This is a genomic window from Microcoleus sp. F4-D5, assembly GCF_036704885.1.
In the GTDB taxonomy this organism is placed as follows: Bacteria; Cyanobacteriota; Cyanobacteriia; order Cyanobacteriales; family Microcoleaceae; genus Microcoleus.
The window spans coordinates 68,729-82,310 of sequence record NZ_JAUBSX010000002.1 but is presented as its reverse complement, the minus strand read 5'-3'; the positions used below and the strand labels follow the sequence as shown (position 1 = coordinate 82,310).

The following is a 13,582-nucleotide window of genomic DNA, read 5'->3' as shown; positions in this document are numbered from 1 at the left end:
TAATCAGAGATTACAATCATCCGGTATTTTAAGGAAATCAGCCATGCGACTCTCTCAAATGCTTTTTGTCACCCTGCGCGAAGACCCGGCAGAAGCAGAAATTCCCAGCCACAAACTATTACTCCGTGCCGGATACATCCGGCGCATCGGTAGCGGAATTTACGCTTATCTCCCATTAATGTGGCGAGTTCTCAAAAAAGTATCTCAAATTGTGCGCGAAGAAATGGACGCAACCGGCGCTCAAGAATGTCTCCTCCCGCAATTGCAACCGGCCGATTTGTGGCGGGAATCCGGCCGCTGGGATACCTATACTCAAGCTGAAGGTATTATGTTTGCAATGACAGACAGGCAGCAGCGAGAATTGGGACTGGGCCCAACTCACGAAGAAGTAATTACTACAATTGCTAAAGATATGATTCGTTCCTATCGGCAATTGCCTTTACATCTTTATCAAATCCAAACTAAGTTTCGCGATGAAATTCGCCCGCGTTTCGGGTTGATGCGCGGTCGCGAATTCATTATGAAAGATGGCTATTCTTTCCACACTAACGAAGAAAGTTTGAAAAAAACTTATCAGGATATGGCTCAAGCTTACAGCAATATGCTGCGCCGATCTGGCTTGCAATTCCGAGCAGTAGATGCTGATTCGGGAGCAATTGGCGGCTCTGGTTCTCAAGAGTTTATGGTGTTGGCAGAAGCGGGCGAGGATGAAGTTCTTTATACTGAAGACGGTCAGTATGCAGCTAATGTGGAAAAGGCTGTATCGATGCCTGCTGATGCCGAACCGTCGCCCTTTGCAACTTTTGAAAAGCGGGAAACGCCGGGAACTGAAACAATTGATAAACTTTGCAAATTTTTGAAATGTTCTCCGACGCAAGTTGTCAAAAATGTGCTTTACCAAGCTGTTTACGATAATGGCATGACTGTTTTGGTATTGGTAAGCATTCGCGGCGACCAAGATGTGAATCAGGTAAAGTTGCTGAATGAGTTGACGAAATTAGCGGGCAATTATCAAGCTAAAACTGTTTTATTTTTGACTGTTCCCGATGCGGAAGCTCAGCGGAAATGGGCTGCTAAATCTTTACCTCTCGGTTATATCGCTCCCGATGTTGCTGATGATTATATCGCTGGGGGTAAGGAGGTAAACTCTAAGTTTTTGCGTTTAGTCGATCGCACCGCAGTTGACCTGACAAACTTTGTCACCGGTTCAAACGAATCAGGATACCACGTTGTCGGGGCTAATTGGGATAAAGAATTTCCCCTGCCAGCAACGGTTGTGGGTGTCAGAACAGCCAAAAAGGGCGATCGGGCCGTGCACAATCCCGAACAAACCTTGCAAAGCGCCAGAGGCATCGAAGTCGGTCACATCTTCCAATTAGGAACCAAATACTCCCAAGCAATGGGCGCCACCTACACCAGCGAACAAGGCGAAGAAATGCCCTTTGTGATGGGCTGCTACGGCGTCGGCGTGTCGCGGCTAGCTCAATCGGCCGTAGAACAATCCTACGACAAAGACGGGATAATTTGGCCGGTGGCGATCGCCCCGTATCACGCCATCATTAGCATCCCTAATATTTCCGACGCCCAACAAGTAGAAGTCGCCGAAAAACTCTATGCAGAACTCAACCAATCTGGGATTGAAACCTTGCTAGATGACCGCGACGAACGAGCCGGAGTTAAATTCAAGGATGCCGATTTAATCGGAATTCCCTATCGCATTGTTCCGGGCCGTTCCCTGAAAGTCGGTAAAGTTGAAGTCGTGGAAAGAGCAACTCACAAATCCCAGGAAATTCTTGTTGATGAAGTCAATTCTACTTTAAAACAGTGGATTGAATCCGCCATCAAATAAGCCTTTTTAATTGGTAAGGTGCGCCTAGCGCACCTACATTTAGGCTCGCAATGTGCGCGGTGGGCGCCCTAAATTAGCTCCCCTCTTGGGAGCATCTCAATGAAAGCAGCAAAGCTATAAATAGGAGTTTGGAGGCTCTCTTGCTGCGAGGCAGGATGCAGAAGGAAAGAGCAAGAAAGAAGGAGCCAGAAGAAGTGTTTTTACAAATATGAGATTCTCCCCCCTCTTCCTTCTTCCCTCTTCCTTCTTCCCTCTTCCTTCTTCCCTCTTCCTTCTTCCCTCTTCCCTCTTCCCTCTTCCCTCTTCCCTCTTCCCTCTTCCCTCTTCCCTCTTCCCTCTTCCTTCTTCCTTGAGATGTGAAATTATCTAAAACTTAAAACTCGATATGAATCTGAACCTAAATCAGTTTCTTCGATTCCCTCAATCCCGAATTGGGCGGTACTTAGCCCAAGTAACGGTCGTTGCTGTCGTTTACGCCGTGGGGGCGAGGCTAGCAATTTCAATTCAAGGTGTTAGTCCCTTTGCTTCCTCGGTGTGGCCGCCTGCTGGAATTGCACAAGCTGGACTGTTATTATTTGGGAGTAAAGTCTGGCCTGCCATAGTTTTGGGTACATTTTTGCTCAATTTGGTTAACCCAAATGAACAGATATTCGCGGTTTGGTTGGGAGGAAACGCCGGGGCGATTCTGCAAGCTGTTTTTGCAGTAACTGCCCTGCGTTGGCTCGGGTTTCGTCCGTCTCTGGCTCGCTTGAAAGATGTAGTTAATTTAATCTTGTTTGGCAGTATAATTTCTACTCAAATCAGTTGCACTATAGGCGCGTTTTCCCTATATTTAGCGGGCAAAGTAGAGTGGTCAGGATATTGGTTGCTTCGGTGGAATTGGTGGTTGGGAGACACAATGGGAGTTTTAATTTTCACTCCTTTAATCCTAATATTTATTCGCCCTAAAGTAACCGCCGAGCGTTTAAAAATACAAACAGACAGCAAAAAAAAATATTTAATTGCGCGGGGAGTATGGTTAATATTATTGATTGGGGTGAGCTGGCTGGTATTTGAGTCGAAACATGAAGCTTCTATTGCTCGTTATCCCCTGGAATATTTGCCATTTCCTTTGATAATTTGGGCGGCGCTCGAATTAGGTCAGCGATCCGCTGTCCTCGCATCGTTTGTTGTCTCAATCATCGCAATTTTCGGCAGTTCTCATGGAGGGGGCCCTTTCATAGCCAAAGCCGAAAATATCAATCAGGCTATCTTATTTTTACAAGCTTTTTTGGCTGTAGTTACAATTACCTCGCTGTTATTGGCAGCGACAGTAGCTGAACGGACATCAGCGGAGTATTCTTTACGGGAGAGCGAAATTAAATATCGAGAATTAGTGGAAAATGCTAACAGCATTATTTTGAAATTGGACGGAGACGGCAATATTACTTTTTTCAACGAGTTTGCAGAAAATTTCTTTGGTTACAAGGAGGAAGAAATCCTGGGAAAAAATCCAGTGGGAACAATTATTCCCCACAGAGACCTCGCAGGGAATAACTTAGAGCTGGTTTATAATGAAATTTTACAGAATCCCGCTCGCTTTATCAGCTATGAAAATGAAAATATGCGGCGGAATGGCGATCGCGTTTGGGTATCTTGGGCAAATAAACCGCTGGTTGATTCAGCGGGAGAACTCCTGGGAATCCTCTGCATCGGCACAGATATCACCGATCGCCGAAAAGCTGAAATAGCGCTGCTTCATCTGAATGAAAAGCTGGAAATCAGAGTTGAAGAACGGACAAATGCCCTGAAACAAAGCGAACTTCAGCTACAGAAACAGAAATCGGCATTAATTGATTTAGCCAAAAATAAAGCGCTGAATCAAGGCGACTTAACAAAAGCGCTTCAAGAAATAACTGAAACTGCTAGCCGTACTCTGGAAGTTACCCGATCTAGCGTCTGGCTGTACGATCGCGCTAAATCCAAGATCGAGTGCCTGGATTTGTTCGATAGCACTCTCAACCAGCACTCACACGGTTTGGAATTAGCAGCAGCAGACTATCCTGTCTATTTTCAAGCACTGCGAGAAGAACGCGCAATTGCTGCCTTTGACGCACAAAAAGACCCTAGAACTAGAGAATTTGCGGAATCTTACCTAATTCCGTTCGGCATCACTTCCATGCTAGATACGCCGATTCAAATAGGCGGAGAAACAGCCGGAGTTGTCTGTTTAGAACAGGTAGGAATGCCCCGCTATTGGACGATTGAAGAACAAAGTTTCGCTGTTTCTCTAGCAGACTCTGTAACTTTCGCAATGGAAGCGCGAGAACGCCAGCGTGCTGAAGAAGCGCTGCGGCAAGCTGAGGCTAAATACCGCAGCATTTTTGAAAATGCGATCGTCGGCATCTTTCAAACTACTCCAGATGGAGAATATCTCAGCATCAATCCTGCTTTAATTCGTATTTACGGTTACAGTTCCTCTGAGGAGTTGAGGAAAAACTTAACTAATATTAACCGCCAGCTATATGTAGACACAGAACGCCGCACAGAAATCATTAATTTAATGCGAAAAAACGGCAAAATATCAGATGTTGAATCTCAAGTTTACCGCCAAGATGGCAGTATCATTTGGATTTCTGAGAATGCTTATACTGTCTGCGATCGAGATGGAAATTTACTTTATTACGAAGGTACTGTTCAAGATATCACAACTCGCAAACAAGCTGAGGCAGCTTTGCGCTTAGAACAAGAAAAATCCGACCGTCTCCTACTCAACATTTTACCGCAACCGATCGCCGACCGATTAAAACAAGACCAAAGCATCATCGCCGATACTTTTTCCGAAGTAACAGTATTGTTTGCAGATATAGTGGGTTTTACGCAAATTAGTTCCCAAATTTCTCCGCCGGAATTAGTTTCCTTGCTTAACGATATTTTTTCCACATTCGATCGCCTAGCAGAAAAGCACGGATTGGAAAAAATTAAGACGATTGGCGACGCCTACATGGTAGTAGGAGGCCTGCCCATGCCCCGCAGCGATCATGCAGAGGCGATCGCGCAAATGGCCCTCGATATGCAGCAAGCAATTATTGACTTCAGCCATACCCACAATCAAGATTTCAGGATCAGAATCGGCATCAACAGCGGCCCAGTTGTCGCCGGAGTCATCGGTATTAAAAAATTTATTTACGATTTGTGGGGAGACACCGTTAACACCGCTTCCCGCATGGAATCTCACGGCTTGCCGGGGTGTATTCAAGTCACGTCGGCCACTTATGAGCGATTGCAAGACAAGTATTTATTGGAAAGTCGCGGCACGATTGAAGTCAAAGGCAAAGGCGAGATGAATACTTATTTTCTTAAAGGGATAAAGTTATAGCATAAGCAATAATTCACAAGGAATAAGCAATATAATAACTAAAAATTCAGAAATTAAAATTTTCCTCATATTCCGGCGCGGTTGCTATAGTTAGTTAAACATATAACACTCAGTATGAACCTAAACAAAAATCAGTTTCTGCGATTTACTCAATTTAGAAATTGGCAATACTTAGCAAAAGTAGCTGCCATTGCTTTTGCTTACGCTTTGGGAGCAAAAATAGCAGTTTCAATACCCGGCGTAAATAAATTAGCTACCTGCGTCTGGCCGCCCGCAGGAATTGCACAAGCTGCAATGTTATTATTTGGTCGGCGTGTTTGGCCGGGAATAGCTTTAGGCGTATTTTTTTACGAGACTATTAACCTTCAAGTGTCTTTAACACTTGCAGCAATTAGTGCTTTTTGCGCTTGTTTACAAGCTTTGTGCGCATTTATTTTGCTGCAAAATCTCAAGTTTCGCCCCTCACTCCATCGGCTGATCGATGTAGTCAATTTAGTCTTTTGCGGTGCTGTAGTAGCCACTCAAATCAACTGCACTCTCGGCACGCTGCGGCTCTGTGTAACTGGTTTAGTTGACTGGAGCCAATATTGGCAAATTCGCTGGAATTGGTATCTCGGAGATACATTAGGAGTTTTAATTTTTACTCCCCTGCTGTTGATTGTATACAATCACAAACCAGCGCCCAGTCATTCACAAATTCCAGCTTCTCAAACAATAGTAAATCGCATCGGTGCCGGAATATGCCTGCTGTTATTAGTAACAGTGAGTTGGCTAGTATACAACTCAAAAAGTGAAAGTAATCTCTCCGGTTATCCCCTCGAATACTTGCCATTTCCCTTAGTGATTTGGGCAACCATTCAATTCGGTCAGTGCGGGGCTGTTTTAGCATCTTTCATTGTATCCAGTATCGCCATTTGGGGAGGTTCTCAGGGAAGCGGCCCCTTTATTGCCAAAGCGGAAAATATCAATCAGGCTATCTTATTTTTGCAGGCTTTTATGAGCGTAATTGTAATTACATCTCTGCTGTTGGCCGCCACTGTAGCCGAACGCGCCTCAGCAGAGGATTCGCTGCGGCAAAGCGAAATTAAGTATCGGGAATTAGTCGAAAATGCTAACAGCATTATTTTAAAAATAGATACGGAAGGAAATATTACTTTTTTTAACGAATTTGCACAAAAATTTTTCGGTTTCGACGAAAAAGAGATAATTGGCAAACACGCAGTGGGAACAATTATTCCCGAGATAGATACAAAAGGAAATGACTTAGGAGCAAAATTGAGAGATATTTTGCAAAACCCAGAACAATACACGCGAAATGAAAATGAAAGTATCTTACGCAGTGGCGAGCTGGTTTGGGTATCCTGGGCAAATAAACCACTGTTTGACGCGGCAGGAAAGTTCGCAGGAATGCTGGGAATCGGTACGGATATCACAGAGCGCAGGCGAGCTGAAATGGCGCTTCACAAACTCAATGAAGAGTTAGAATTTAGAGTGAAAGAACGAACTAATGCTCTCAATGATACTTTAAATGCACTGCGAGTTCAACAGGAACAATCAGAACGCTTGCTGTTGAATATTTTGCCTGAAGAAATAGCAAATCGGTTGAAGCGGGGAGACAGTACGATCGCAGACACTTTTGCTGAAGTTACTGTCTTATTTGCTGACATAGTAGGCTTTACTCAACTCAGTTCCCTAGTTTCTCCAACGCAATTAGTTTCCTTGCTAAATGACATATTTTCGACATTTGACAACCTAGCAGAAAGGCACGGTTTGGAAAAAATTAAGACGATTGGCGACGCTTACATGGTAGTTGGAGGGCTGCCAATTCCTCGCCCGGATCACGCAGAAGCGATCGCAGAAATGGCTTTGGATATGCAGCAGGCAATTACTGACTTCAGCAATACCCACAGCCAAGCTTTCAGTATCAGAATCGGCATCAACAGCGGCCCGGTTGTCGCCGGAGTTATCGGTATTAAAAAATTTATTTACGATTTGTGGGGAGACACCGTTAACACCGCTTCTCGCATGGAATCTCACGGCTTGCCGGGGTGTATTCAGGTAACAGAGACAACTTATCAGCAGTTGCAAGAAAAGTATTCCTTTGAAAACCGCGGCGCGATCGAAGTTAAAGGCAAAGGCGAGATGACTACTTATTTACTGCAATGCCGAAAATAGCTTTAGTAAAGGTTTTTCTCTAAAAGTAAGGGCGATCGCACTCTCAAGTGTGCGATCGCCCTCATTTTAATTTAGCCAAGTTTTTTTAAAGCTTGTAAAGGTTAATTCCAGCTTCCTTCGCCATGATTTCCAAACCCTTGTTTTGCAAGGTTTTAATCGCCTTTGTAGAAAGGTGCAATCTTACCCAGCGCTTCTCCTGGGGCCACCAAACCCGCTTCCACTGCAAATTTGCGTCTTGCAATTTGTGAGTGCGGTGGTGCGAGTGAGAAACCGCAAAACCGTTATTCGCCTTCTTCCCCGTTAGCTGACATTTCCGTGACATATTGCTCTCCAGATTACCGTTTTTTGCGTGCAGCCTTTTATTATACCCGAAGGAAGAAGGAAGAAGGAAGAAGAAAGAAGGGTTGACTTATCCCTTTACCAATAGAAATAAACTCTTGATCCCCCCCTTAGCAAGGGGGGGTTGGGGGTGGGGAACTTACATCGCACGTTGAGTCAATTTTGTCAAGACTTGATTCGATCGCTCGACAAACTCTTTCATCCCTTCAGCATCGAAACCCTTCTGGGCCATCAAAGCCAAGTCGTAAACGTGGTGACAAATCATACTCGCCAACTCGGCAGACGGAGACTCGCCGCCGCCTTGAATAATCGCACCCTGACTCAAACTAGCCAAATTTTGAATCAGCGGGTGAGAGGTATTCACCAGCAAAACGTGTTCTTCGGGGAATTCCGCCGCTTGCTGCTGCAAAAGCGCCGTCATATCCCGCATCCGGCGCAAAGCTTCCGGCAAAAGTACGATCGCAGGTGGCGTCGCCTCCGCAGAGTCAGACTTCAAAGCTTCTGTGCGAATGTTCACTTTCGGCTTGTTGAGAGCTTTTTGGAACATTTCTTTAACTTGTTCGCTGCGAGTTTTATTCGTCGCCGGATCGACAATTTCCGCTTCTTTCTCTTTGTCAATTAGCGTTTCGTCGATGTCGGAATCAACCCGCGAGAATTTGACATCTGAGTATTCTCTTTCCAAGAAGCTGATAAAGTGCGTGTCGATGAAAGAATCCATAAACAGCACTTCTAAACCTTGGCTTTTGTGCATAGCAACGTAAGTTGCTTGAGACGCCGGATCGGTACAATAAAACACGCGATTTTCGTGGCGTTTTTGATTGCGTTCCAAATACTCTTTTAGAGTCGTGTAAGGCTGCGTGGAAGTAGAATTTTCCGACTTCGGAGTGACATCTTGCCACAAATCTCCTTCCTCTGTTTGCACCTGAACTTCGGGCGTTGCAGTTTCTGGCTTGTCGGCTTTTGGTTCGTAGGTGCTGCGGTAGATTAAGATATCTTCGACTTGCTTTTTGAACTTGTCATCGTTGAGAGTTCCAAACTTGACAAAAGTGCCGATATCTTGCCAGCAGCGGATGTATTCGTCACGGTCGTCGCGGTAGAGTTCTTTCAGGCGATCGCCCACTTTTTTGGCAATATAATCAGCGATTCTCCGCACAGTCCGATTGCTTTGCAAAGAACTGCGAGAAACGTTCAGCGGAATGTCGGTACTGTCAATGACTCCCCGCAGCGGCATCAAGAATTTTGGGATAATTTCTTCGCAGTGGTCGCTGACAAAAACCTGGTTGCAGAATAGCTTAATATTGCCTTGGGTAACATCGACATCCGGGCGCAGTTTTGGAAAGTAAAGAATCCCGTTGACAATAAAAGGATAATCTGTATTCAGGTGTACCCACAGCAGCGGCTCGTCTTGGAACGGGTAAAGGTAGCGGTACAGTTCCAAATAATCTTCTTTTTGCAAATTGCTGGCTGATTCCCGCCAAATTGCTTTGTGCTTGTTGAGTTCTTCTCCTTCAAATTTGATGGGAACGGGCATGAAATCGCAGTAAGTTTTGATTAACTGCTTAATGCGACTGGGTTCTACATATTCTTGTTCTTCGTCTTGGAGGGTAAGAGTAATAGTAGTGCCGCGTTCCGTGCGGGAAGATTCTGATAGTTCAAAAGCCGGAGAACCGTCGCAAGACCAGTGTACTGCTTGGGAGCCTTCTTGGTAAGAAAGAGTATCAATCTCTACTTTCTTTGCCACCATGAAAGAAGAGTAGAAACCTAAGCCGAAGTGACCGATGATTGCGTCGTCGCCACTGCCTTGGTATTTTTGAATAAATTCTTCTGCGCTGGAGAAAGCGACTTGGTTGATGTATTTTTTTACCTCATCGGCGGTCATGCCGATGCCGTTATCGGAAATTGAGAGGGTTTTGTTTTCTTTGTCGATCGCTATGTTGATTTGCGGTTCGCCCATGTCGCCGCTGTATTCGCCGGAACGGGAAACCATTTTGAGTTTGGCAATGGCATCGACTCCGTTAGAAATTAATTCCCGCAAGAAGACTTCGTGGTCAGTATATAGCGACTTCTTGATAATCGGGAAAATATTTTCGGTATGGATTGAGATTGTTCCCTGTTCTAAAACTGTCATAATTTTTCTCTCTGATGACTGCTAATTGCTGAGAAATAGCTATTTAATAATTTTCGGCGATCGTACTCTCTTCTGCAAAAGGGATTACCACAAAAAGATGATTCGGTTTTCCCCACATCTTGCACAATTGTCAATAAGCCTTTTACTAGCGGGCTCTCCTGCCCGCCCCACAACAAGAATCACTCTTCGCGGAACGGGCCGGAAAGCCTGTTCTCGAGCATGGTGCAAGATGTCAGTTTCCCTCACATAGTAGCTCACAAAGGTAACTGCAGGAGAAAGGTGCTGCCGGAACCCAATTCGCTGCGGGCGCTGAGGCTGCCGCGGTGTGCCCGGGCGATGGTTTGGGCGATCGCCAATCCCAGTCCCGAACCGCCAGTATGGCGGGATCGATCGCTGTTGACTCGGTAAAATCGATCGAATATTCGCTCTAAATCTGCCGCCGCGATCCCAATACCGGTATCTTGAACCTGAACGATTGCCTCCTGGTGGCTGGAATCTAAAATAACTGTTACTTTGCCGCCCGCCGGAGTGTATTGAATGGCATTAACAATTAAATTAGCAACTAAGCGATAAAGTTGGTCGGAATTGCCGACAACATTTAATTGCTGCTGCACCCGCACGGACGATGTTAAGGCTACCTTAGAAGCGATCGCCATTGCTGCCAATTCCTCGACTAAATCGCTAACAAGGTCATTCAAACAACACAATTGAGGGCGATCGCGTATCGCTTGATTGTCCATGCGAGCCAGCAAGAGCAAATCAGCCACTAACTGAGTCAGTCGTCGGTTTTGGCGATCGATCGTCCGCAAAATTTCCCGCGCCTCTTTTTCATCCAATTGAAGCGTCAACAGCGCTGATTCTACTGTCGCCTGCGAAGCCGCTAAAGGCGTCCGCAATTCGTGGGCGGCATCCGCTGTAAACTGTTGGATTTGTCGGTAGGAAGAATAAATCGGTTTCATGGCCAATCCTGCCAATAACCAACTAGCAAAGCCTATCAGAATTAATGCTGTAGGCAATCCTAATTTTAAAACCCATTTCACTGTACTGAGATATTCATTGAAGTCTTGCAGGCTCCTGCCAACTTGAAAATATCCCCAATCTTGCTGTGTTTGGGTGTGTAGCGCTACAGAAATTTGGTGATAAACATTGCCTTTGGTGTCAGTTATTGTTTGCCAGTATTGGGAGTTAAATGCTGGTGGTAATTCTTCTGGATACGCGCCTGCTGTAGCAATTAAGTTACCGGAATAATCAAATAAACGAATATAGTAATAGCCTTGGTTGATAGCGCTTAAAATATGGCGGCTTGGCAACTGTTCTTTAATGCCTTTAACTCCGATTAGGCGGAGGTTGGGCAAAAGTTCGTTTACTATTGGCTCCAAGCGTCCGGGCTGCTGCAATTTGAGTTCTAGGCTGTCGTGCAGCGTCCCCGCTACCGATTCTAATTCCCGGTCTATGGCTACCCAGTGAGCGTGGGCGATCGCCTTATATACGCCAAATCCCAGCAAGCTTAAAATCAAACCCATTACTGCTGCATAGGAAATGGCTAATTGCCAGCGAGTCCGGTTAAATAGTTTATTTTGATTCATTTTTCTAACTTAAGCTGTCAGTCAAACAGTCCGCCAGGGAATGAATTCCCTGGCGGACTATCGGTTTTACTTTAATTTCTCATGCGGTATCCGACGCCGTGTACAGTTTCAATTAAATTCGTGCCGCCAACCGACTCAAGTTTGCGGCGCAGCAAGCGCACTTGAGCTGCTACCACATTGCTAAAGGTATCTGCACTAGCCTCCCATAGCTGATTCCGAATTTGGTCAGTGGTGATAATTTGGTTCGGATGTTTCATAAAATATTCTAACAGTTGAAATTCTTTGTTTGTCAGCGAAATTAGCTGGTTTTTGCCGTTGCGATCGAGATGGCACACAGTTCGAGTTCCGCAGTCGAGAACGAGATTCCCTACTTGTAGCTGTTGTGGCTGAATTTGGGGCGATCGCCTCTGCAAAGCCCGCAATCTTGCTAACAGTTCCGCCATCCCAAACGGTTTAACTAAATAATCGTCAGCCCCAGCATCTAGTCCCGCAACTTTATCTTCCATGCTGTCTTTTGCTGTCAGCATCAATACGGGCAGGGCGCTATGTTTAGCACGCAATCTCCGCAGCAGTTCCAATCCTGACAATCCTGGTAGCAACCAGTCAAAAATAGCCAGGTTATATTGCGTCCACTGGCTGTCTAAATATTCCCAAGCTTCACTGCCATCTAGGGCCCAATCAACTATATATTTTTCCTGCTTTAAGGTTCGCTCGATCGCTTTCCCTAAATCGGGCTCATCTTCAACTAGCAAAACTCTCATAACTCTAATTTATAGCGGTAAATCTTTATACATTGTTAGCGATCGGCAGCATCTACCCCAACATCTAAGCTCGCATACTGACATGAAATCAGCATGAAATTTTATGACCGAAACTAATTGGATCGCAAGCCCCCGGATTCATTCCAACGCGCAGGCTGACTGACGGGAATAAATCTAAAATCTAAAATCTAAAATCTAAAATCGATTGACTTCCCAGAAAAAGATCGCAGTTGACAATGATTGACAACAAGCTGGTAATGGCTTATAATCAACCACGAGTTAATTTTTGAGAAAAATTTTCAATAAGTATGACAGATTTATCCGATCGTCCCGCCATAAAAAAGGCTGGGCGCTGGAGTCGCCGCCAACTGCTACAGCTAGGAATAGCTGGGGCTGGGGTAGCGGGTGGCGCGATCGCACTTCAAAACTTGACTCGCAAACCGACATCAGTTGCGAGAATACCGCCCATGCCCGCAGATGCACTCACCGTCAGCAATATCAACCCGATGCAAATTGCGCGGGATTTTGATTACGGCACGGTGACGCGCGAAAACGGGCGCACGGTTCGGGAATTTCGCCTAGAAGCTAATACTTCGATCGTCCAACTTAATAGCGCCGTCACTTTCAACACTTGGAACGTGAACAATCGCGTGCCGGGGCCGACATTGAGGGCAACAGAGGGCGATCGTATCCGCGTCATTTTTTATAACAAAGCCGGACATTCTCATTCGCTGCACTTTCACGGCGTTCATACCAGCGAAATGGATGGCGTTAAACCAGTGAAAAACGGTTCGGTATTTATTTATGAATTTGATGCCAATCCCTACGGATTGCATCTATATCACTGCCATATTGAACCCGTAACTCGCCATATAGGTAAGGGACTCTATGGAATGTTCATCATCGATCCGCCAAAACCCCGCCCTCCCGCAGATGAAATCTTGTTAATCATGGGAGGATACGACGTAAACGACGACGAAAAAAACGAACTATACGCTTTTAACGGGTTGCCGAATTATTATATGAACAACCCGATTCCTATTTACAGAAATCAGTTAATTCGGCTCTACGTTCTCAACCTGATTGAGTATGAAGCGGCAGTAACTTTTCACCTGCACGCCAACTTTTTTGACGTATATCGCACGGGAATGACTTTGACTCCCAGTGAAAGAACCGATGTAATTACAATGGGAGTAGCTGAACGGCATATTTTAGAATTTACCTACGGCTACGCTGGAAAATTTATGTTTCATCCCCATCAAGATGCGATCGCCGAAGCTGGCTGCATGGGTGTATTTGAAGTCATCACTTAAACCACATCCTGCTACTAGGGTGCGCCGATTCAAAAAAAGAAAGTATGAAATTATTTGACAAGCTCGATCGCAA

Annotated in this window: 8 protein-coding genes; 4 read left to right on the top strand and 4 right to left on the bottom strand. The window is 45.3% G+C overall.

All coding sequences use genetic code 11. The annotated features are described in order from the left end of the window. Positions 1-43 precede the first annotated feature (43 nt). From proS to QUA80_RS01635, 3 genes are all read left to right on the top strand, one after another. The gene (proS, locus tag QUA80_RS01645; protein WP_333420782.1) at positions 44-1,849 is read left to right on the top strand and encodes a proline--tRNA ligase; all 1,806 of its coding nucleotides are present in this window, start codon (positions 44-46) and stop codon (positions 1,847-1,849) included. A 385-nt stretch (positions 1,850-2,234) separates the two neighbouring features. Then, on the top strand, positions 2,235-5,207 hold the full coding sequence (locus tag QUA80_RS01640) for an adenylate/guanylate cyclase domain-containing protein (RefSeq protein WP_333420780.1): 2,973 nt from the start codon (positions 2,235-2,237) through the stop codon (positions 5,205-5,207). Positions 5,208-5,321: 114 nt separating this feature from the next. Next, positions 5,322-7,382, top strand: coding sequence for an adenylate/guanylate cyclase domain-containing protein (locus QUA80_RS01635; RefSeq protein ID WP_333420778.1), 2,061 nt, complete (start codon positions 5,322-5,324; stop codon positions 7,380-7,382). Positions 7,383-7,467: 85 nt separating this feature from the next. On the opposite strand, the gene rpmB is transcribed toward QUA80_RS01635, so the two are convergent. The 4 genes from rpmB to rppA all read right to left on the bottom strand — a co-directional run bounded on the left by rpmB (position 7,468) and on the right by rppA (position 12,196). Next, on the bottom strand, positions 7,468-7,704 hold the full coding sequence (gene rpmB / locus QUA80_RS01630) for a 50S ribosomal protein L28 (protein ID WP_015177569.1): 237 nt from the start codon (positions 7,702-7,704) through the stop codon (positions 7,468-7,470). Between the two features lie 156 nt (positions 7,705-7,860). Continuing rightward, a complete protein-coding gene (gene htpG / locus QUA80_RS01625) occupies positions 7,861-9,849 on the bottom strand; it encodes a molecular chaperone HtpG (protein WP_333420776.1) in 1,989 nt (662 codons plus the stop codon). Between the two features lie 254 nt (positions 9,850-10,103). Beyond that, positions 10,104-11,435: a two-component system sensor histidine kinase RppB gene (gene rppB / locus QUA80_RS01620; RefSeq protein ID WP_333420774.1), complete on the bottom strand. Its 1,332-nt coding sequence runs from the start codon at positions 11,433-11,435 to the stop codon at positions 10,104-10,106. Positions 11,436-11,506: 71 nt separating this feature from the next. Beyond that, positions 11,507-12,196, bottom strand: a complete 690-nt coding sequence (gene rppA, locus QUA80_RS01615) for a two-component system response regulator RppA (RefSeq protein ID WP_333420772.1) — start codon at positions 12,194-12,196, stop codon at positions 11,507-11,509. Between the two features lie 308 nt (positions 12,197-12,504). Between rppA and QUA80_RS01610 the strand changes: the two genes are divergently transcribed. After that, on the top strand, positions 12,505-13,509 hold the full coding sequence (locus QUA80_RS01610) for a multicopper oxidase domain-containing protein (RefSeq protein ID WP_333420770.1): 1,005 nt from the start codon (positions 12,505-12,507) through the stop codon (positions 13,507-13,509). Positions 13,510-13,582: the final 73 nt, after the last annotated feature.